Raw genomic sequence first — 19,609 nt, 5'->3', positions numbered from 1 at the left:
CAAAGAGGAAGCTTGCGGCCGCTTGATGGAATATCGTCTTGCGGGACGCGACTTCGTCACGGCTGACGAATTCGGCACGCTTAGGTCGGAAAACGCCCTTGGCAAGACCGCCATGCACTGTATCACGTCGCAAACGAACAACGCCTTTGGGAGACGCACATGGCCTTCAAGACCGATATCGAGATTGCGCGCGAGGCCAAGAAGCGGCCAATCATGGAAATCGGGTCGAAGCTGGGGATTCCGGCAGAGCATCTGCTGCCTTACGGCCATGACAAGGCGAAGATCGGTCAGGAGTTCATCAAGTCGCTGGAAGGCCGGCCGGATGGCAAGCTGATCCTCGTGACCGCGATCAACCCGACGCCTGCGGGCGAAGGCAAGACCACGACGACGGTGGGTCTGGGTGACGGGCTGAACCGGATTGGCAAGAAGGCGGTGGTGTGTATCCGCGAGGCCAGCCTCGGCCCGAACTTCGGGATGAAGGGTGGGGCTGCGGGCGGCGGTTATGCTCAAGTCGTGCCGATGGAGGAGATGAACCTTCACTTCACCGGCGACTTCCATGCGATCACCAGCGCGCACAACCTGCTGTCGGCGATGATCGACAATCACATCTACTGGGGCAACAGCCTTGATATCGACGAGCGCCGGATCGTCTGGCGTCGGGTGATGGACATGAACGACCGGGCGCTGCGCGATATCGTAGTCAGCCTTGGCGGCGTGTCGAACGGCTTTCCGCGCCAGACCGGGTTCGACATCACGGTGGCGTCGGAAGTCATGGCGATCCTGTGCCTGTCCAAGGACTTGGCCGATCTGGAAAAGCGGCTGGGCGACATCGTCGTGGCCTACACGCGTGAGAAAAAGCCGATCTATGCGCGTGACATCAAGGCCGATGGCGCGATGACGGTGCTTTTGAAGGACGCGATGCAGCCGAACCTTGTGCAGACGCTGGAGAACAACCCGGCCTTCGTGCATGGCGGGCCGTTTGCCAACATCGCGCATGGCTGCAACTCGGTGATCGCGACCAAGACGGCGCTGAAGCTGGGTGAGTATGTAGTGACGGAAGCCGGGTTCGGGGCGGATCTTGGGGCCGAAAAGTTCTTTGACATCAAGTGCCGCAAGGCGGGGCTGAAGCCTGCCGCCGCGGTGATCGTGGCGACCGTGCGCGCGATGAAGATGAACGGCGGGGTGGCGAAGGCCGACCTTGGCGCCGAAAACGTGGAGGCCGTGAAGAAGGGCTGCCCGAACCTGGGCCGCCACATCGGCAACGTGAAGTCGTTCGGGGTGCCGGTGGTGGTCGCGATCAACCACTTCTTCAGCGACACCGATGCCGAAATTGCCGCCGTGCAGGCCTATGTGGCCGAGCAGGGGGCGGAAGCGATCCTGTGCAAGCACTGGGCGCATGGCTCGGCCGGGATCGAGGAACTGGCGAAGAAGGTGGTTTCTCTGGCCGAATCCGGCGTGTCGAACTTCGCGCCGCTGTACCCGGACGACATGCCTCTGTTCCAGAAGCTGGAGACGATTGCCAAGCGCATCTATCACGCCGACGAGGTGATTGCCGACAAGGCGATCCGCGATCAGTTGAAGACCTGGGAAGCTGCCGGTTACGGACACCTGCCGATTTGTGTGGCCAAGACGCAGTATTCCTTCACCACCGATCCGACGGTGCGCGGAGCACCCACGGGCCATACGGTGCCGGTGCGGGAAGTGCGGTTGTCGGCGGGGGCCGGTTTTGTCGTGGCGATCTGCGGTGAGATCATGACGATGCCGGGTCTGCCCAAGGTGCCGTCGGCCGAAGTGATCCGGCTGAACGATGCGGGCAACGTCGAAGGGCTGTTCTGACGAACGGGTCGCGTTGCCCTTTGGCGGCTGCCCGACTATGTCAGGGCAGCCGTTGAAGGGAGTGCCGCGATGAAGGCGAAGGATTGCACCAGCATGACCGAGATCCGGGCCGAGATCGACCGGCTGGACGAGGCTTTGGTCAAGCTGTTCGCGGAGCGGGCGAGTTACATCGACCGCGCCGCCGAGATCAAGGCGGAGGTCGATCTGCCGGCGCGGATCGAGGCGCGGGTCGAGGAAGTGGTGGCGAACGTGCGCCGCCATGCGGTGGCCGAAGGTCTGCCGCCCGATCTGGTGGAAAAGCTGTGGCGGCGGTTGATCGACTGGTCGATTGCGCGGGAAGAAAGCCGGCTTGGACCGGACAGTTTGCGAAAAGGGTGACGACATGACGGCCACGGTGATCGACGGCAAGGCCTTTGCGGCACGGGTGCGGGCCGAGGTGGCGGCGCATGTGGCGCGGTTGAAGGAAGAGCACGGGATCACGCCGGGGTTGGCTGTGGTGCTGGTGGGTGAGGACCCGGCGTCTGAGGTTTACGTTCGCAACAAGGGCGTGCAGACCGTCGAGGTCGGAATGGCCTCTTTCGAACACAAGCTGCCGGCGGAGACCTCGGAGGCGGACCTTCTGGCGCTGATCGGGCGGCTGAACGCGGACCCGACAGTGCACGGAATTCTTGTTCAGTTGCCGCTGCCTGCGCATCTGAATTCGGAGCTGGTAATCAATGCGATTGATCCGTCGAAGGATGCGGACGGGTTTCACATATCGAACGTCGGGCTTTTGGGGACGGGGCAGAAAAGCATGGTGCCCTGCACGCCGCTTGGATGCCTGATGATGCTGCGCGATCATCATGGGTCGTTGGCGGGTATGAATGCGGTGGTGGTGGGGCGCAGCAACATCGTGGGCAAGCCGATGGCGCAACTGCTGCTGGGCGATAGCTGCACGGTGACGATTGCGCACAGCCGCACGAAGGATCTGGCGGCGGTGTGCCGGGGGGCGGATATCCTTGTGGCGGCGGTGGGGCGGCCGGAGATGATCACCGGCGACATGGTGCGCCCGGGGGCCACGGTGATTGACGTAGGGATCAACCGGATCGAGCGGGACGGCAAGGTCAAGCTTGTGGGTGACGTGCACTACGCTTCTGCGGCGGCGGTTGCCGGAGCGATCACGCCGGTGCCGGGGGGCGTGGGGCCGATGACGATCGCCTGCCTTTTGGCGAATACGCTGACGGCCTGCTGCCGCGCGAACGGGCTGCCCGAGCCGAAGGGCCTGACCGCCTAGCGCGGCATCGGGATCGCGAGGGCGCGGCTGCCGGTGAGGATGGCCAGCGCATCGGGGGCCATGAGGGAAGTCAGTTCCGGCGCGTGGCACCAAAGCCCGCCGGTATAGGCGCCATAGGCGGGCATCACGATGCGGCTGCGGTCGGCCAGAAAGCAGGGGCGGCTTTGCCCTGCAAGGCGGGCTTTCGGGTGGTAGTGGCCTGATATTTCAGCAAATCCGGCGGCCTCCGCGATGTGGCGGAAGGTGAAGGGGTGCTGGGCGCGTTCGGCGCGGTGGCTGCCGCCGATGCTGACCGGGCCGGGGTCGTGGTTGCCGGTGATCCATGTCCAGGCGCGGCCAGCCATGAGGCGGGTGAGCCAGAGCGTGTCGGCCTCGTCGAGGCCATCGGCAGCGGCGTCATCGTCGAAGCTGTCGCCAAGGCAGATGACCTGTGCAGCCTTGGTGGCATCGAGATCAGCGTCAAGTTTGGCGAGGGTCGCCCGCGTCTCGTAGGGGGGCAGAAGGCTGCCGCCGCGGCGGGCAAGGCGTTCGGATTTGCCGAAGTGCAGGTCGGAGACAACGAGCAGCCGCTCGGCGGGCCAGTGCAGCGCGCCAGAGGGCATCAGGTGCAGTGTCTGTCCGTGAAAGAAGATCGCGTGGTGCATGGGCGTGCCTTTTGCCCCGGCAAGGCGGTCCTGGCAAGGGTGGAGCCTCGCGCCGCAGGATTTCAGCAAAGGGCAAACGCGAAGTGGCGCGGATCAGGCGAGGCCGGCGGCTTCCATCAGCTTTTGGGCGGCGTCGGCGGCGAGGCGGTCGCGGCCCTGGCCGTGGACGGGGATGCGACCCGGCTCGAAGAACAGGGGGGCGGCGAGCGGGGTGACGCGGGGGCGGCGGACGAGGTGGATGCGGTCGCCGACGCGGGCGAGGAGGGCTTCGATGCGGGAGAAGTCGATCAGGCCGCGGAGGGCCTCTTCGCGGGTGATCTGTAAGAGGATGTGGTCGGGGTCGAAGCGGCGGAGCGTGTCGTAGAGGATATCGGAGGAGAAGGTAGCTTGCCGCCCTGATTTGCGGCGGCCCTGGTGCGAGCGTTCGATCAGGCCCGCGATGATGGCGGTGGAGCGGAAGGTGCGCTTCATCACGGCGTTGCCGGAGAGCCAGGTCTCGAGCCCGTCGCGCAGGGTTTCGAGGTCGAAGAGGGGGCCCGGGTCGGTGACGGGGTCGATGCCCCAGATCAGCGTGGCGTAATCGGTGGCGACGAAGCCCAAGGGGGCAAGCCCTTGGGATTCCATCTGTTTCGTGACGAGGAGGCCGAGGGTTTGCTGGGCGTTGCGGCCAGCGAAGCCGTAGACGACGAGGTGTTCGCGGCCGTCGTGGGGGAAGGATTCGAGGAGCAGGGAGTGGGGGTCGGGGAGGCGGGAAACCTCGCGCTGGAGGGCGAGCCATTGGGCGGTGTGGGTGGGGAGGTCGGGCCAGCTTGGCTGCTGGAAGATTTCCAGGATGCGGTCGGCGAGGAGGGTGGAGGTGGCGAATTTGGTGCCGTTGAAGACGGCCACCTTTGGGTCGCGACCGGGGGTGCGGCTGACCTCGACGGTGAGTTCCTTGAGGCCTTCATAGCGCACCACCTCGCCGCCTATGAGGAAGGTATCGCCGGGCAGGAGGGAGGCGGCGAAGCCTTCCTCGACCTCGCCCAGGGGGGTGCCGCCGAAGCGGCCCTTGAGGCGGACCTTGAGGGTGTCGATGTCGATGATGGTGCCGAGGTTCTGGCGGATCACGGCGGCGGCGCGCGGGTCGCGCAGGTGCCATTTACCATTTGTTAACTTCAATCGCTGCCAGCGGTCGTAGGCTTTGAGGGCATAGCCGCCGGTGGCGGTGAAATCGAGGCAGGCGTCGAATTCCTGTTTGGTCAGAAGGGCATAGGGGCCGGCGGTGATGACCTCGCGGTAGAGGTCGTCGGCGTCGAACGGCCCGGCGCAGGCGGTGGCGAGGATGTGCTGGCAAAGGACGTCGCGGGGGCCGGGGCCGCGCGGCTCGCCGTCGAGGGTGTGGTCGCGGACGGCGTCGAGCGCGGCTTGGCATTCCACCACCTCGAAGCGGTTGGCCGGGACGAGGAGCGCCTTTGACGGGGCGTTGTAGCGGTGGTTGGCACGGCCGATCCTTTGCACGAGGCGTTTCACGTTTTTCGGCGCGCCGACCTGGATCACCAGATCGACATCGCCCCAGTCGATGCCGAGGTCGAGCGAGCCGGTGCAGACAACGGCGCGGAGTGCGCCTGCGGTCATTGCCTGTTCGACGCGGTCGCGTTGTTCGCGGCTGAGCGAGCCGTGGTGGATGCCGATGGGGAGGCCGTCTTCGTTCTGTAGCCAGAGATCGTGGAAGAAGAGTTCCGCCTGCGCGCGGGTGTTGTGGAAGATGAGGGTGGTGCGGTGGCGCGTGACCTCGTTCAGGACGGCCGGGATGGCGTAGCGGCCGCCGCCGCCGGACCACGGCGGCGGGGCGTCGGTTTCCAGCATGGAGATGTCGGGGTCGGGGCCGGGGTCGGCCTGAAGGATCGTGGTTTCGGGGGCGAGGAATTGGGCGAGGGCGGGCGGGTTTTCAACCGTGGCGGAGAGGCCGATCCGGCGAAGGTGGGGGTTCAGGGATTGCAAGCGGGCGATCTGCAGGACGAGTTGGTCACCGCGTTTGGATTCGGCGAGAGCGTGGATTTCGTCGATGATAACCCGTTGCAGACCTTGGAAAATTCGTGGGGCGTCTTCGTAGGAAAGGAGCAGGGCGAGGCTTTCCGGCGTGGTCAGCAGGATATGCGGCGGGTCGGCGCGCTGCTTTCGGCGCTGGGTGTAGGTGGTGTCGCCAGTGCGGTCCTCGACGCGGATATTGAGGCCGGCGCCCTCGATCGGGGTGCGGAGATTGCGGCGGATGTCGGCGGTGAGGGCCTTGAGGGGGGAGATGTAGAGGGTGTGGAGGCCGGGGGGCGGGGTCGGGCCAAGCTCGGCCAGGGTGGGGAGGAAACCGGCGAGGGTCTTGCCGCCGCCGGTGGGGGCGATGAGGAGGGTGGCAGGGGTATGCGCGAGCGCCAGCATCTCGGTCTGGTGCGGGTGGAGGGTCCAGCCTTTGGCGGCGAACCAGGTGGCGAGGGCGGGGCGGAGGGCGGTCATGGCACAGAGATAAGGCGTGGGGCGGGGTTGGGGAACGGTTTGGCGCGGGCGCTGGGGTAAGCGGTTGAATTTGCATGGAAGTCTTTGGCTGCTATGCGTCTGGTTTGCGTATGGCAGGCGTATGGCTGGGGGCCGGGTTAACCTTTTGGGGCGAATCGGGGTGTGCGGGCGGCGACCCTCTTGCCCTCCGGCTCGCGCTTTCGGGCAATCGGTCCGGGTGACCGTCTACTGGACGGTCTCCTTTCGGACCTCTGGCAGGACGAAGCGATTTGCTCTAAGCCGTTCCTCCATGAGACTCCTTTTCCTTGGCGATGTGATGGGCCGGTCGGGCCGGACGGCGGTGACGGAGCGTTTGCCGGGGCTTCGGGCCGACTGGGGGCTCGATTTCGTTGTGGTCAACGGCGAGAACGCGAGCCAGGGAGCGGGGCTGACGGCGGAGCACGCCAAGGCGCTGCTGGCGGCGGGGGCGGATTGCCTGACCTTGGGCGACCATGCGTTCGACCAGAAGGATATGCTCAGCTTTATCGAGACCGAGCCGCGGATCATCCGACCGTTGAACTTTTCCAAGGTGGCACCCGGCAAGGGATTCCGGGTGTTCGAGGCCACGCAAGGTCGGCGCGTGCTGGTGACGCAGGCCTTGGGGCAGGTGTTCATGAAGCGGCCCTTCGACGATCCTTTCAGCGCGCTGGAGTCGGTGTTGAAGGTGCATACGCTGGGCGCTGCTGTGCAGGCGGCAATTGTCGATATTCACGCCGAGGCCACGAGCGAAAAGATGGCGACCGGGCATTGGTGCGACGGGATGGCGTCGCTGGTGGTGGGCACGCATACCCATGTGCCGACGGGGGATGCGCAGATTTTGCCGAAAGGCACGGCCTACCTGTCCGACGCCGGGATGTGCGGCGATTATGATTCTGTGATCGGGATGGAGAAGATGGAGCCGTTGCGGCGCTTCATCACCGGGATGGCGAAGGGGCGGTTCGAGCCTGCGGGCGGTGAGGCGACCCTGTCGGGGGTTTATGTCGAGACGGATGACAAGACCGGGCGCGCGACGAAGGTGCGGATGATCCGCGTTGGCGGGCGGCTGGAGCAGGCGGTTCCGTGAGCGAGGCGCAGGGCTTTTCGGCGGGTCCACCGCCCGCTCCCTCCGCCGCGCGGGGTGCGGTGCGGGAACGGTTGTTCTTCGTGGCCGTGCTGGTGGTCTTGGGCGTGGGCTGGGGGTCGACGCAGTCGCTGGGCAAGATGGCGACGGCGACGGGGCATCAGCCGTTCGGGTTGATCTTCTGGCAATTGGTGGTGGGCGCGATTGTGCTGGGGATCGTGTCGCTGGTCAGGCGGCGGGGCATGGTTTTTACCCGTGAGGCAATGACCTTCTACGCGGTGGTGGCCACCATTGGTACGCTGATCCCGAACGCGACGTTCTATGCCGCCGTTGTGCATCTGCCGGCGGGGATCATGTCGATCCTGATTTCCACCGTGCCGCTGATTGCGTTTCCTATGGCGTTGGCGTTGGGGCTGGACCGGTTTTCGGCGCTGCGGCTGGGCGGGTTATTGCTGGGCCTTGCCGGGGTGGCGTTGATCGCCAATCCGGGGGGCGGGGTGGGTGTCAGCCTTGGTTGGGTGATGGTGGCGATGATCGGGCCGCTGTTTTACGCGATGGAGGCAAATTACGTCGCCAGCCGTGGCACGGCCGGGATGGACGCGGTGCAGGCGATGTTCGGGGTTTGCGTCGTGGGCATGGTGATGGCCGCGCCGATTGCCTGGGGCACCGGGCAGTGGGTGGACCCGTTTCCGATGGGCCGGGCGGAGGGGGCGCTGGTGATCTCATCGGTCGTGCATGCGCTGGTCTATTCAAGCTATGTCTGGCTGGCGTCGCGGGCTGGATCGGTTTTCGCCTCGCAATGTTCCTATCTGGTCACGGCGTCGGGTGTTTTATGGGCAATGATCCTTTTGGGTGAGCGGTTTTCGCCCTTGGTCTGGGTGGCGCTTGTGGTGATGTTGGCCGGCGTGGCATTGGTGCAACCACGGACGCGGACCGCCCGCGCCGCCTGACACCGGGAGACAGCATGTTCGGATTGGCGATCCCGGTCGAGGCGCAGGCGTTTGTTGCGCTGGGCATTCTGGCGGTGATGTTCGTTCTGTTCGTGATGGAACGCACGCCCGTCGAGGTGACGGCCATCGGTGGCGCGGCGGTGATGCTGGTCTTGGGCATCCTGCCGATCAAGGACGCGACGTCGGTGCTGTCGAATTCGGCCCCGTGGACCATCGCGATGATGTTTCTGGTGATGGGCGGGCTGGTGCGCACCGGCGCGGTGGAGGTGATCATCACCACGGCGGGGCGTTATGTGGGCGACCGGCCGCGCACGACGATTGCGGTCCTGTTCGGGTTCATCGCAGTGGCGTCGGCATTCATGAACAACACGCCCTTGGTGGCGGTGATGATCCCGGTGGTGATCCAGATCGCGATCAAGATCGGGACGGCGCCATCGAAGCTGTTGATCCCACTGAGTTATCTGACGGTGCTGGGGGGCATGATCACGCTTATCGGCACCTCGACCAACATTCTGGTCGATGGCGTAGCGCGCGAGCAGGGGCTGGAGCATTTCAGCCTGTTCGAGATTGCGCCCCTTGGCATTGCTGTGACGGTGGCGGGGGCGATCTATCTGGCGCTGTTCGGCAACCGGCTGCTGCCGGTGCGCCAGTCGATGGGCGTTCTGCTGAGCGACCGGCGGAAGATGAAGTTTTTTACCGAGGTTGCGGTGCCGGAAAACAGTACCCTGATCGGGCAGGCGGTGACGGATGTGGATCTGTTCAAGCGCGACGGGGTGCGGGTGATCGACGTGTTGCGCGGCGATGCCTCGCTCCGGCGCGATCTGGCGGCGGTGGTGCTGTCGGCAGGGGACCGCGTGGTTCTGCGCACCGAGATGACCGAGATTCTGGGGATGCAGACCCGCAAGGACGTGCTTCTGGTCGACAAGCTAAGCTCGGTGAAGACCGAGACGGTCGAGGTGTTGATCGGGCCGGGGTGCCGGATGGAGGGGCGCAGTCTGGGCGAGTTGCGCATCCGGCGGCGGTACGGGGTTTATGTGCTGGCGGTGCATCGTCGCAACCAGAACATCGGGCGGCAGCTGGATGACCTGATCGTGCGGGTGGGCGATACGCTGCTGTTGGAAGGCGCGATCGAAGATATCCAGAAATTGGCCGCCGACATGGATCTGGTCGATATCAGCCGTCCGCGCGTGACGCCGTTCCGCCGGGCTAAGGCGCCGATCGCGATTGCCGCGCTGGCGCTGATCGTGGGGCTTTCGGCGGTGGATGCAGCACCGATCCTGCCTTTGGCGGTGATTGCGGTGGCTTTGATCCTGATCACGCATTGCGTGGACAGCGACGAGGCGTTTTCCTTTGTCGACGGGCGTTTGCTGGCGATGATCTTCGCGATGCTGGCAGTGGGCGAGGGGCTGGACCATTCCGGCGCTGTGGAATTGATAGTCACGGCGGTGGCGCCGTGGCTGGTGGGGTTGAGCCCGTTCTTCCTGATTTTGGCGGTGTATTTCCTTGGGTTGGTGCTGACCGAGTTCCTGTCTAACAACGCGGTCGCGGTGATCTACACGCCGATTGCCATCGAGCTGGCGCAGAACCTTGGGTATGATCCGCGGCCCTTCGTGGTGGCGGTGATGTTTTCGGCCACGCTCGCCTTTGCGACCCCGGTTGGGTATCAGACCAACATGATGGTTTACGGTCCGGGCGGCTACAAATTCTCGGATTATGTGAAGATCGGGCTGCCGCTGAATATCATCGTGATGCTTGTGGCCTGCGCGCTGATTCCGGTGATCTGGCCGCTGTGATGGGCAATGCGATGCGCCGGTTTTTGGGGCCGATCCTGCTGGCGGGCTGTTCGGTTGCTGCGGGCAATCCGGTGCCGCAGGCGGCGCGTCTGTCGGCTGACGTGCTGACGGTGACGCTGTCGGATGGGACGGTGTGCCAGGCCAACTGGGCGGCGGCGGGTGGCGTGGGGCGGCTGGAGCCGTGCGGGCCGGGGTATGGCTATGCGGTGCGGGAGGTGGCGGACCGCGACGGTTTGCGCAGGCTTTCGACCGGGCTGACCGAGCCCTTGGGCGCCGAAGGTGCTGCGCCGCCGATGGCGGAGGTGGTGATCACCGATCCGGCCGGGATCGACCGGGTGTTCGTGTCGGCGGCGGCGGATCTGGCGGGCGGCTGACCGAGGCGTCTTTGCTGGCGGGGTTGCGGGGACGCGGTGCGCTGGTGTAGAGGACGCCATCAATTCTAGACCGGAGTTCAGGGGTCATGGCAGGCCATTCGAAATGGGCGAACATCCAGCACCGCAAGGGCAAGCAGGACAAGTTGCGCTCCAAGATGTTCTCGAAGCTGGCGAAGGAAATCACCGTCGCGGCCAAGATGGGGATGCCAGACGTCGACATGAACCCGCGTCTGCGGCTGGCGGTGAAGGCGGCGAAGGCCGTGTCGATGCCAAAGGACGTGATCGACCGGGCGATCAAGAAATCGCAGATGGGCGACAGCGCGGATTACACTGAGATCCGTTATGAGGGCTACGGCGTTAACGGGATCGCGGTGATCGTCGAGACGATGACCGACAACGTGAACCGCACGGCGTCGAACGTGCGGTCGTATTTCTCCAAATGCGGCGGCAATCTTGGCACCACGGGATCGGTCGCGCACAGCTTTGACCGGGTGGGCGAGATTTCCTATCCGGCCAGCGTCGGATCGGCGGATGACGTGATGATGGCGGCGCTAGATGCCGGTGCGGATGACGTCGAAAGCGACGAGGACGGCCACTGGATCTATTGCCAGGTGGAGAACTTGTCGGAGGTTTCGGACGCGCTGGAAAAGGCGCTGGGGGAATCGACGGAATCAAAGCTGATCTGGAAGCCGCAGACCCTGACCGAGGTTGATCTGGAAACCGCGCAAAAGCTGATGCGGTTGATCGACATGCTGGAAGAGGATGACGATGTGCAGACCGTGACGCACAACTTCGACATTCCCGAAGAGGTTGCGGCGCTGCTGGAGTGAGCCTAGCTGCCAATGGATGAAAGGGCCCTCGGTGACGGGGGCCTTTTTCGTTTGTGTGACCTTGATCAATGCTGGCGCAGGCGGGTGGTGTAGCCTTGTGCGGTATGCAGCATGGAGGATGGCATGACGCGCTGGAGTTGGATTTTCCTGATCGTCCCGCTGGCGGGGCCGGCTTTTGCCGAGGGCGAGGTGGTGCCGGGTGACGCGGTGACGGGCGAAGCGCTGTACCGCGCGCATTGCGCGGTCTGCCACGGGATCGAGGCGACCGGGCATGGGCCGATGGTGACGGCGCTGACGGTGCAGCCGTCGGACCTGACGACGCTGGTGGCCCGGCATGGCGGGGAGTTTCCGCTGGAGCGGGTGACGTCGCGGATCGACGGGCGTGACCCGCTGGTGGCGCACGGCAGCGCGATGCCGGTGTATGGCAACTTCTTTGAAGGCCATGACGTGGCCTTGAAGACCGAGACCGGGCAGCCGTTGATGACGAGCCAGCCGATTGCCGATCTGGTGGCGTGGCTGCGCACGATCCAGAAGTAGGCGGGCGGGGTCTGGTTCGGCCGAAGGGGGCGGCCCCGCGCGCCAGCCTTCTCCCATGAGGGGGAAGGGAGGCGTTCGTCTGGTCAGGCGAGGTCGGATTCGGTCCAGCCGAGGGCGGCGAGGTCGTCTGCGCGGAAGCGGGCGTCGTCTGCCATGAAGAATTCGTCCAGTTGCGGCGGCTTGACGGTGCTGCCAGAGAGCATGGCGTGGACCTGCCCGCGGTGGTGCTGGCTGTGCAGGAACAGGTGCATCAGGGTGTCGGCCAGCGTTTCCGTCTGGATGCGGTCGGCGCGGTGGATGTGGACCGGGCGGTTCAGGTCTGGCGCGTCGGTGATGAGGGCGAGGACGGTGGTGTCGAGCGCATCTTGCGCGGCGGCGAGTGGGGCCGGGTCGGGGAAGGGTTCGGGGCTGGCGAAGACCGAGACCCCAAGCGTGCCGCCTTGCAGCGCGTCGATGTAGAAGCGATCCACCAGATAGATGTGGTTCATCGTGGCACGGAGGCTGGGGAAAAAGCTGGTGCGCGGGGCCTCCCACTCGCCGGGCTGCAGCGCCGCGATGGCGCCGGCGAGGCGGCGGTTGGCGAGGCGGTTGTTGCGGGCTAGCTGGCGGTAGGGGCGGTGTGGGTCTGTCATGCCGCCAGTTTTGCGGGGCGGGTGCGGCGCGTCAAGGCGGCTGCACCAGCAGGGCGCGGGCCGAGCGGCGGATCGCGTCGGTCACCGGGGCGAGGGCGGGTGCGGCAAGGCGGGTGAATTGCCAGTGCAGGGCCACGTCGAGGGGAGTGTCGGGAAAGAGTTCGACGAGAGTGCCAGCGGCGAGGTGTGGCGCGGCGAGTATGTCGGGGTTCATGCTCCAGCCGAGGCCGTTGAGGCCGGCATCAAGGAAGGCCTGCGACGAGGCTATCCGGTGGCTGGGAAAGATCACCCTGCGGGCGCTGGTGCCGGTGTGGCGCATGATCCAGCGTTCTTGCAGCCGGTCCTTGTCGGAGAAGGTAATCGCGGGTGCGCGGGCGAGCGCTTCGGCGGTCGGGCCATCCGGGAACCAGCGCTGCATGAAGGCCGGTGATGCGGTGGCGCGGAAGCGCAGGCTACCGAGGGGCATCGTGTCGCAGCCCTGAAGCGGGCCGGCGTGGGAGGTGATGGCGGCGATCACTTCGCCGCGCTTCAGCCATTCCTGGCTTCCCTCTTCTTCGTCGATCACGAGGTCGAACAGCAGCCCTTCGGTTGCGGCAAGTGCCGGGATCACCCAAGTTGCGAGGCTGTCGGAATTGACCGCGATGCGCAGGGTGGCGGGGCCTGTGTTGAGACCGGGAAGGTCTGCCAGCAGGCTGCTTTCAAGGAGCGCGACCTCGTCATGATGGCGGATCAGGCGCAGTCCCGTCGCGGTTGCGGTGCAGGGCTGGCCACGGCGCACAAGCAACGTTCCGGTCACTTCTTCCAGTGCCTTTATACGTTGCGAGATGGCCGAGGGCGTGACCCCGAGGGCCGCGGCGGCAAAATCGAACGAGCCGCGTCGGTGGACGGCGGCCAGTGCTGCGAGTTGGGCTGGGTCCAGCATCAGTTTTGCTAATGTTACCACAAAGGATTTAATTTGATTGATGCCGCGCCAAGCAATTAGTCAAGCCCGAAACCGAAACACATCATGGGTGAGCGGAAGCATGGCTGAACGCGATCTGGACGTCTTGTTGCGCAAGATGGAGCCGCTCTTGTCTTCCACGCCCTACGGGATTGCGGTCTGGCGCGGCGGAACGCTGCCGCTGCAACCCTTCGCGACGGTGGCCGAAGAAGAGGGGCTGACCGTGGTGGCCATATTGGCGGACATGCAGGCGGCGGGGATGCATTCGGACCCTTGGGCGCGGATCAGCCTTGGCATCCACAGCGACCTTGCCGCAGTCGGATTGACGGCAACCTTCGCCACGGCTCTGGCTGCCGTCGGGATCAGCGCGAACGTGATCGCGGGCTTCCACCATGACCATATCCTTGTGCAATGGGACCGGCGCCACGATGCACTGGCCGCCCTGCAGGAGGCGTCGCGTGGTTGAGGCGGCGTTGCAGGGCTATCTGGTGGCCATCAGCCTGATCCTTGCGATCGGTGCGCAGAATGCCTTTGTGCTGCGACAGGGTTTGCGAAGGGAACATGTCGCCGTCGTGGTTGCGATCTGCGCGCTGTCGGACGCGGTGCTGATTGCGGCGGGCGTGGCGGGGTTTGGCGCATTGTCGCGCTCAGCACCCTGGATCGGCGAGGCGATGCGCTGGCTGGGAGTTGCGTTCCTTCTGGTCTATGGCGCTTCTTGCTTTCGGGCGGCGATGCAGGGCGGTGAAGCCTTGTTACCCGCAGATGCCAAGGCGGCGCCGCTGAAGCAGGTGATTGCGACATGCCTGATGCTGACCTGGGCCAACCCGCATGTCTATCTGGATACGGTGGTGCTGATGGGGTCGATCTCGGCGCAGTATGCACCGCATGGGGTGGCGTTCGGCATTGCGGCGGCGTTGGGGTCGTTGAGTTTCTTTGCGGTGCTTGGGTTCGGGGCGCGGCTCTTGGCGCCGTTGTTCGCAAGGCCGCAGGCCTGGGTGGTGCTGGAGGTGGTGGTGGGCCTGACGATGTGGGCCATCGCGGCGGCCCTTGTGTTTGGCTGAACCTTCGGGTTCTGTCCGCCCCATGCAGAAGATGACCGACCTTGGGCGCCCGGTAGAGGGCGTGATGTGGATGTTGATCACCGGGATTGCCTTTGTCGGCGTGAACGGGATCGTGCGGCATCTGGGGACCGACCTTCCGGCGGCGCAGTCGGCGTTCATCCGCTTTGCCATCGGGCTGGTGTTCCTTGGCCCGGCGATCTGGGCCGCGCGGGCGACGCGGTTTCCGCCTTCGGTGCTGAAGCTGTTCGGCTGGCGGGGCGTGCTGCATGTCGCGGCGGTGATCTTCTGGTTCTACGCGATGGCGCGGGTGCCGGTGGCGGAGATGGCGGCGATCGGGTTTCTGAACCCGGTGGTGGTCTTGGTGATTGCGGGGCTTTTGCTGGGCGAGGGGCTGGGGCGCGGGCGGGTGATCTCGATCGTCGTGGCGTTGCTGGGGGCGCTCGTCGTTCTGCGACCGGGGCTGCGCGAGGTGTCGGTCGGGCATCTGGCGCAGATGGCGGCGACCTTGTGCTTTGCGGTGAGCTATATCTTTGCCAAGCGGTTGAGTTCGATGGCCTCGGCGAGTGTGGTGGTGGCGGTGCTGTCGGTGACGGTGGCGTTGGGGTTGTTGCCCTTTGCGCTGTGGGTGTGGGAGCCGGTGCGCTGGGACCAGTGGGCGTGGCTGGCGGTGGTGGCGGCTCTGGCGACGTTTGGGCATTACACGATGACGCGGGCCTTCGCGGCGGCACCGTTGGCGGTGACGCAACCGGTGACGTTCTTGCAGATCGTCTGGGCGGCGATCCTTGGCGCGGTGGTCTTTGGCGAGGCGGTGGATGCGTTCGTGCTGCTGGGTGGGGCGATGATCGTGGGTGCGGTCAGCCTGAACACTTGGGCCGAGGCGCGGCGCGGGCGCATACCGCCGCAGCCGGAGTTGTGAGGCGTTGCGCGCAGGGCCTTGGGGGCGCGCGGTCGGGTTACGGGGCATGAAGGGCTGATCCCTAGGGTCGCGCGTCAAGGCGTTCCTGCGGAGGTATTCATGCCCGACGAAACCACGATCCTGTCGCTGCCCCTGATCCTTCCTGCGCAGGCGCAGAAACACGTCACCCATAACGAGGCGCTGGCGGTCTTGGACCTGATCGTCCAGTTGTCGGTGATCAACCGGACGCTGACCACCGCACCGGCGCTGCCGGCGGTGGGGGATCGCCATATCGTGGCGGCGGGGGCGACCGGGCCTTGGGCCGGGCAATCGGGCAAGATCGCATTCTATGCGGAAACGGGCTGGCAGTTCACTGCGCCCCTTCTGGGTTGGCAGGCGCATGTGCTGGCCGAGGGGCAGACGGCGGTGTTCGACGGGGCTGCGTGGAAGGCGCCTTCGGAGGCGCCGTTCGTGGCGTCGCGTGTGGGCGTATCGGCCACGCCGGATGCGACGAACCGGCTGACGGTGTCGTCGCCGGCGACGCTGTTGAACCATGCCGGTGCGGGGCACCAGCTGAAGCTGAACAAGGCCACGGCGGGCGATACGGCGAGCCTTCTGTTCCAGACCGGATTTTCGGGCCGGGCAGAGATGGGCACGGCGGGGACGGACGACTTCTCGGTCAAGGTCAGCGCGAACGGGTCGGCGTTCAACACCGCACTGGTGGCCGATGCGGCGACCGGCCGGGTGACGCTGCCGCAGCCGGTTCGGTTGGGCGGGCAGGCCGCAGATCCGGGCGCGCCGGTGGATGGAACGCTGTGGCTGAACACGACGACCGGTGAGGTCAAGGTGCGCAGCGGCGGCGGCACGGTGGTTTTGGGCGGCGGCGCGGTGACGGACGGCGACAAGGGCGATCTTTCCGTCTCGGGCGGCGGCGCGGTCTGGAGCATCGACGCCGGGGCCGTCACATTGGGCAAGCTTGCCGATGTGCCGACCGACGTGTTTTTGGGCCGGGATACGGCGGGCACCGGCGCGCCGGAGGTTCTGACCCCGGCAATGGCGCGGACCATCCTGAACGTCGCCAACGGGGCCACGGCCAACGTCAGCGACGCGGCACTGCGCGACCGCACGACGCATACCGGCACGCAACTGGCGGCGACGATCAGCGATTTCGCGGCGGCAGTTGCGGCGACGGCGGCGGTGACGGCAAACACCGCGAAGGTGACGAACGCGACGCATACCGGAGATGTGACGGGTGCGACGGCGCTGACCATCGCCAACGATGCGGTGACGAATGCGAAACTGGCGAACATGGCGACGGCGACGTTCAAGGGCCGCGTTACGGCGGGCAGCGGCGACCCCGAGGATCTGACGGTTGCGCAGGTGAAGACAGCGCTGGCCTATACTGCCGCCGAAGTGGGGGCGGCCGCGACGGCGCACTCGCACACGGCGGCGCAGGTCACCGACTTTTCGGCGGCGGCGGATGCGCGGATCGGGGCGGCCTCGGTCAATGCGCTGGCGGATGTGACGATCACCGCGCCGGTGACCGGGCAGGTTCTGAAGTGGAACGGCTCGGCGTGGATCAACGACACCGACGCGACGGGCGGCGGAGTGAGCGATGGCGACAAGGGCGACATCACGGTATCGGCGTCTGGCGCGGTCTGGACCATCGACGCGGACGCGGTGAGCTATGCCAAGATGCAGAATGTATCGGCGGCGTCGCGGCTGTTGGGCCGGGGCGATGGCGGGACGGGCGACGTGCAGGAGATTACGCTGGGGTCGGGCCTGACGATGACGGGCACCACGCTGTCGGCGGCAGCGGGCGGCGGGTCGGGCGATGTGGTCGGCCCTGCTACAGCCACCAACCTTGCGCTGGCGCGGTTTGATGGTGTGACCGGAAAGCTGATCCGCAACAGCGTGAACCTCGTCAGCGATGCGGGCGAGGTGACGTTTCCGGTGGTGACCAGCCCCGCCACCCCGGCTGCGGGCAACGCGAACCTTTTCGCCCGCAATGTGGGCGGGCGGATCATGCCGGCGTTCATAGGGCCAAGCGGTCTGGACAGTTCGCTGCAACCCCATATCGGGCGCAACAAGGTTGGACGCTGGAATTCGCCCGGCTCGAGCGCGGTGGCTGTCACCGGAGACGGTCTGATCATGTCGACCACCGGAACGCTTACGTCGTCGAACTGGGCGGGCGGCACGTTCTGGGGGCAGGTGCGCAAATCCGAGTTTCTGATCACGACCGCCGCGACCACCGCTGTCGCCGGGATGCGCAGCCAGGCGAACCAGTTCACCGTCGGCGGGGCTGCGGCCAACCGGGGCGGGTTTCATCTGGTCGCCGTTTGGGGCCCCGCAACCGGCGTTGCCAACGCCACGCACCGCGCCTTTGTGGGGATGCGCCCGACCGGGGCGCCTGCCGACGTGGAGCCCTCGACCCTGACCGACATGGTCGGGATGGGCTGGGACGCCGCCGATGCGAACGTCCAGTTCATGGCAAACGACGGCGCCGGTGTTGCGACGAAGATCGACCTTGGCGCGGCGTTCCCGGTGCCGACCGTGGACCGCACCACGATCTACCGGATCACGGTGTTCTCGCCGCCCGGCACGACCCAGTCGGTGAGCTATCAGGTGGAGAATCTGGACACCGGCGCGTCGGCAACCGGAACCGTCACGACAAACCTGCCGGGCACCGCCGCACCGCTGGCACCAACGGTGCAGATGAGCGTGGGCGGCACGTCTGCAGTGGTCGGGGTGGCGGTTTCGCAGATATACGTCGAGACCGATAACTGACGATTGGTGCGCCAGGCTGGCGGGGTAAATCCCGCCCGCTTGGCCATTTGACAGGCACGTTCCTTCGTGCCTAGTGATAGACAAAGAGTTGGAGTTTTTTGAAGATGCGCATTGCCATGATCGGAACGGGCTATGTCGGCCTTGTCTCGGGTGTTTGTTTTTCGGATTTCGGGCATGACGTGGTGTGCGTCGACAAGGACCCCGACAAGATTGCGCGGCTGCTCAAGGGCGAGGTGCCGATCTACGAGCCGGGGCTGGATGCGCTTCTGGCCAAGAACGCCGCAGCCGGGCGGCTGACCTTTACCACCGACCTTGCCGAGGCGGTGGCGGGGGCCGAAGCGGTGTTCATCGCGGTAGGCACGCCCACGCGGCGCGGCGATGGACATGCCGATCTGAGCTATGTGATGGCCGCCGCCGCCGAGATCGGCCGCAGCCTGACGGGTTATGCGGTGGTTGTGACCAAGTCGACCGTCCCGGTCGGCACCAACCGCAAGGTGGCCGAGGCCATCAGGGCGGCCAATCCGCAGGCGGAGTTCGACGTCGCCTCGAACCCAGAATTCCTGCGCGAAGGGGCTGCGATCGACGACTTCATGCGGCCTGACCGCGTGGTGGTCGGTGTCGAATCGGAGCGGGCCAGAAAGGTGATGGCCGAGCTTTACCGCCCGCTTTCGCTACGCGATTTTCCGGTGATCTACACCGGGCTGGAAAGCGCGGAGATGATCAAATACGCGGCGAATGCCTTTCTTGCCACCAAGATCACCTTCATCAACGAGATTGCCGCGCTGTGCGAACGGGTCGGTGCCGATGTGAAGGCGGTGTCCAAGGGCATCGGCATGGACGGGCGGATCGGAGCCAAGTTCCTGCACGCCGGGCCAGGCTATGGCGGCAGCTGCTTTCCCAAGGACACCCGCGCCTTGGCTCGGATCGGGCAGGACCACGCGGTGCCGATGCAGATCGTCGAGACCGTGATCAAGGTGAACGACGAGATCAAGCGGCGGATGATCGACAAGATCACCGACCTTTGCGACGGCGTGCTGCGCGACAAGACCATTGCGGTGCTGGGCGTGACCTTCAAGCCCAACACCGACGACATGCGCGATGCGCCGTCGCTGACGATCGTGCCGGCGCTGGTCGGAGCGGGCGCGCGGGTGCGGGTCAGCGATCCGCAAGGCCGCCGCGAAGGCGAAACGCTGCTGCCCGGCGTGAAGTGGATGGACGATCCGTATCAGGCGGCGACGGGGGCGGACCTGCTGGTGATGCTGACCGAATGGAACGAGTTCCGCGCGCTGGATCTGGCCAAGGTAGCGCGCAAGATGGCGCAGCCGCGTCTGGCCGACCTGCGCAACGTCTATGACCGCGCCGAGGTGAAAGCGGCCGGGTTCACCCATTACGACGGCGTGGGACGCTGAGCCGACCGTTAAAGTTCTCGATAGACTCCGCATGAAATGTTTGCGAATCCGCGGCAGAGGCA

The 19,609-nt window shown here is 65.7% G+C and carries 18 protein-coding genes; 14 read left to right on the top strand and 4 right to left on the bottom strand.

Going from position 1 to position 19,609, the window contains the following annotated elements; all coding sequences use genetic code 11:
- Positions 1-159: 159 nt before the first annotated feature.
- The 3 genes from ACROUL_RS17585 (at position 160) to folD (ending at position 3,109) form a co-directional block, all read left to right on the top strand.
- Positions 160-1,836: a formate--tetrahydrofolate ligase gene (locus tag ACROUL_RS17585; RefSeq protein ID WP_431300733.1), complete on the top strand. Its 1,677-nt coding sequence runs from the start codon at positions 160-162 to the stop codon at positions 1,834-1,836.
- Between the two features lie 69 nt (positions 1,837-1,905).
- Complete coding sequence (locus ACROUL_RS17580) at positions 1,906-2,214, top strand: chorismate mutase (RefSeq protein ID WP_431300732.1); 309 nt, start codon at positions 1,906-1,908, stop codon at positions 2,212-2,214.
- 4 nt (positions 2,215-2,218) lie between these two features.
- Positions 2,219-3,109 (top strand): bifunctional methylenetetrahydrofolate dehydrogenase/methenyltetrahydrofolate cyclohydrolase FolD, encoded by an 891-nt coding sequence (gene folD, locus ACROUL_RS17575; RefSeq protein WP_431300731.1) that lies wholly within the window; start codon positions 2,219-2,221, stop codon positions 3,107-3,109.
- Here folD and pdeM read toward each other — a convergent pair.
- A complete protein-coding gene (gene pdeM, locus ACROUL_RS17570) occupies positions 3,106-3,753 on the bottom strand; it encodes a ligase-associated DNA damage response endonuclease PdeM (RefSeq protein ID WP_431300730.1) in 648 nt (215 codons plus the stop codon). The two genes, folD and pdeM, sit on opposite strands and share 4 nt — an antisense overlap.
- A 93-nt stretch (positions 3,754-3,846) precedes the next feature.
- Complete coding sequence (locus ACROUL_RS17565; RefSeq protein ID WP_431300729.1) at positions 3,847-6,240, bottom strand: ligase-associated DNA damage response DEXH box helicase; 2,394 nt, start codon at positions 6,238-6,240, stop codon at positions 3,847-3,849.
- Positions 6,241-6,529: 289 nt separating this feature from the next.
- Between ACROUL_RS17565 and ACROUL_RS17560 the strand changes: the two genes are divergently transcribed.
- From ACROUL_RS17560 to ACROUL_RS17535, 6 genes are all read left to right on the top strand, one after another.
- On the top strand, positions 6,530-7,342 hold the full coding sequence (locus tag ACROUL_RS17560) for a TIGR00282 family metallophosphoesterase (protein ID WP_431300728.1): 813 nt from the start codon (positions 6,530-6,532) through the stop codon (positions 7,340-7,342).
- Complete coding sequence (locus tag ACROUL_RS17555) at positions 7,339-8,289, top strand: DMT family transporter (protein WP_431300727.1); 951 nt, start codon at positions 7,339-7,341, stop codon at positions 8,287-8,289. The genes ACROUL_RS17560 and ACROUL_RS17555 overlap by 4 nt, the downstream gene beginning before the upstream one ends.
- Positions 8,290-8,303: 14 nt before the next feature.
- Positions 8,304-10,082: an SLC13 family permease gene (locus ACROUL_RS17550; protein ID WP_431300726.1), complete on the top strand. Its 1,779-nt coding sequence runs from the start codon at positions 8,304-8,306 to the stop codon at positions 10,080-10,082.
- Between the two features lie 11 nt (positions 10,083-10,093).
- Entirely contained in the window at positions 10,094-10,456 is a 363-nt protein-coding gene (locus ACROUL_RS17545) for a hypothetical protein (protein ID WP_431300725.1), read from the top strand.
- 86 nt (positions 10,457-10,542) lie between these two features.
- On the top strand, positions 10,543-11,286 hold the full coding sequence (locus ACROUL_RS17540) for a YebC/PmpR family DNA-binding transcriptional regulator (protein WP_431300724.1): 744 nt from the start codon (positions 10,543-10,545) through the stop codon (positions 11,284-11,286).
- A gap of 123 nt (positions 11,287-11,409) precedes the next feature.
- On the top strand, positions 11,410-11,823 hold the full coding sequence (locus tag ACROUL_RS17535; RefSeq protein WP_431300723.1) for a c-type cytochrome: 414 nt from the start codon (positions 11,410-11,412) through the stop codon (positions 11,821-11,823).
- An 83-nt stretch (positions 11,824-11,906) separates the two neighbouring features.
- On the opposite strand, the gene ACROUL_RS17530 is transcribed toward ACROUL_RS17535, so the two are convergent.
- Entirely contained in the window at positions 11,907-12,455 is a 549-nt protein-coding gene (locus ACROUL_RS17530) for a DinB family protein (RefSeq protein WP_431300722.1), read from the bottom strand.
- Between the two features lie 31 nt (positions 12,456-12,486).
- A complete protein-coding gene (locus ACROUL_RS17525; protein ID WP_431301335.1) occupies positions 12,487-13,380 on the bottom strand; it encodes a LysR family transcriptional regulator ArgP in 894 nt (297 codons plus the stop codon).
- Between the two features lie 97 nt (positions 13,381-13,477).
- On the opposite strand from ACROUL_RS17525, the gene ACROUL_RS17520 reads away from it, so the two are divergent.
- The 5 genes from ACROUL_RS17520 (at position 13,478) to ACROUL_RS17500 (ending at position 19,547) form a co-directional block, all read left to right on the top strand.
- Positions 13,478-13,861 carry an ACT domain-containing protein gene (locus ACROUL_RS17520; RefSeq protein WP_431300721.1) on the top strand — a complete coding sequence of 128 codons (384 nt, stop codon included), beginning with the start codon at positions 13,478-13,480 and terminating at the stop codon, positions 13,859-13,861.
- Positions 13,854-14,456 carry a LysE/ArgO family amino acid transporter gene (locus tag ACROUL_RS17515; RefSeq protein ID WP_431300720.1) on the top strand — a complete coding sequence of 201 codons (603 nt, stop codon included), beginning with the start codon at positions 13,854-13,856 and terminating at the stop codon, positions 14,454-14,456. Before ACROUL_RS17520 ends, ACROUL_RS17515 begins: the two co-directional genes overlap by 8 nt.
- A gap of 22 nt (positions 14,457-14,478) precedes the next feature.
- Positions 14,479-15,372: a DMT family transporter gene (locus tag ACROUL_RS17510; protein ID WP_431300719.1), complete on the top strand. Its 894-nt coding sequence runs from the start codon at positions 14,479-14,481 to the stop codon at positions 15,370-15,372.
- Positions 15,373-15,471: 99 nt separating this feature from the next.
- A complete protein-coding gene (locus ACROUL_RS17505; protein WP_431300718.1) occupies positions 15,472-18,138 on the top strand; it encodes a DUF2793 domain-containing protein in 2,667 nt (888 codons plus the stop codon).
- Between the two features lie 104 nt (positions 18,139-18,242).
- Positions 18,243-19,547, top strand: a complete 1,305-nt coding sequence (locus tag ACROUL_RS17500; protein ID WP_431300717.1) for a UDP-glucose dehydrogenase family protein — start codon at positions 18,243-18,245, stop codon at positions 19,545-19,547.
- Positions 19,548-19,609 lie beyond the last annotated feature (62 nt).

Origin of the sequence: Tabrizicola sp. BL-A-41-H6, assembly GCF_050632395.1 — a bacterium.
GTDB lineage: Bacteria > Pseudomonadota > Alphaproteobacteria > Rhodobacterales > Rhodobacteraceae > JAUYQR01.
This window is presented reverse-complemented; position numbering and strand designations above follow the sequence as displayed.

Bases quoted from the DNA above. Each gene is read 5' to 3' on its own strand.
- ACROUL_RS17585 (WP_431300733.1), top strand. From the start codon at position 160: ATGGCCTTCAAGACCGATATCGAGATTGCGCGCGAGGCCAAGAAGCGG.
- ACROUL_RS17580 (WP_431300732.1), top strand. From the start codon at position 1,906: ATGAAGGCGAAGGATTGCACCAGCATGACCGAGATCCGGGCCGAGATC.
- folD (WP_431300731.1), top strand. From the start codon at position 2,219: ATGACGGCCACGGTGATCGACGGCAAGGCCTTTGCGGCACGGGTGCGG.
- pdeM (WP_431300730.1), bottom strand. From the start codon at position 3,753: ATGCACCACGCGATCTTCTTTCACGGACAGACACTGCACCTGATGCCC.
- ACROUL_RS17565 (WP_431300729.1), bottom strand. From the start codon at position 6,240: ATGACCGCCCTCCGCCCCGCCCTCGCCACCTGGTTCGCCGCCAAAGGC.
- ACROUL_RS17560 (WP_431300728.1), top strand. From the start codon at position 6,530: ATGAGACTCCTTTTCCTTGGCGATGTGATGGGCCGGTCGGGCCGGACG.
- ACROUL_RS17550 (WP_431300726.1), top strand. From the start codon at position 8,304: ATGTTCGGATTGGCGATCCCGGTCGAGGCGCAGGCGTTTGTTGCGCTG.
- ACROUL_RS17545 (WP_431300725.1), top strand. From the start codon at position 10,094: ATGCGCCGGTTTTTGGGGCCGATCCTGCTGGCGGGCTGTTCGGTTGCT.
- ACROUL_RS17540 (WP_431300724.1), top strand. From the start codon at position 10,543: ATGGCAGGCCATTCGAAATGGGCGAACATCCAGCACCGCAAGGGCAAG.
- ACROUL_RS17535 (WP_431300723.1), top strand. From the start codon at position 11,410: ATGACGCGCTGGAGTTGGATTTTCCTGATCGTCCCGCTGGCGGGGCCG.
- ACROUL_RS17530 (WP_431300722.1), bottom strand. From the start codon at position 12,455: ATGACAGACCCACACCGCCCCTACCGCCAGCTAGCCCGCAACAACCGC.
- ACROUL_RS17520 (WP_431300721.1), top strand. From the start codon at position 13,478: ATGGCTGAACGCGATCTGGACGTCTTGTTGCGCAAGATGGAGCCGCTC.
- ACROUL_RS17510 (WP_431300719.1), top strand. From the start codon at position 14,479: ATGCAGAAGATGACCGACCTTGGGCGCCCGGTAGAGGGCGTGATGTGG.
- ACROUL_RS17505 (WP_431300718.1), top strand. From the start codon at position 15,472: ATGCCCGACGAAACCACGATCCTGTCGCTGCCCCTGATCCTTCCTGCG.
- ACROUL_RS17500 (WP_431300717.1), top strand. From the start codon at position 18,243: ATGCGCATTGCCATGATCGGAACGGGCTATGTCGGCCTTGTCTCGGGT.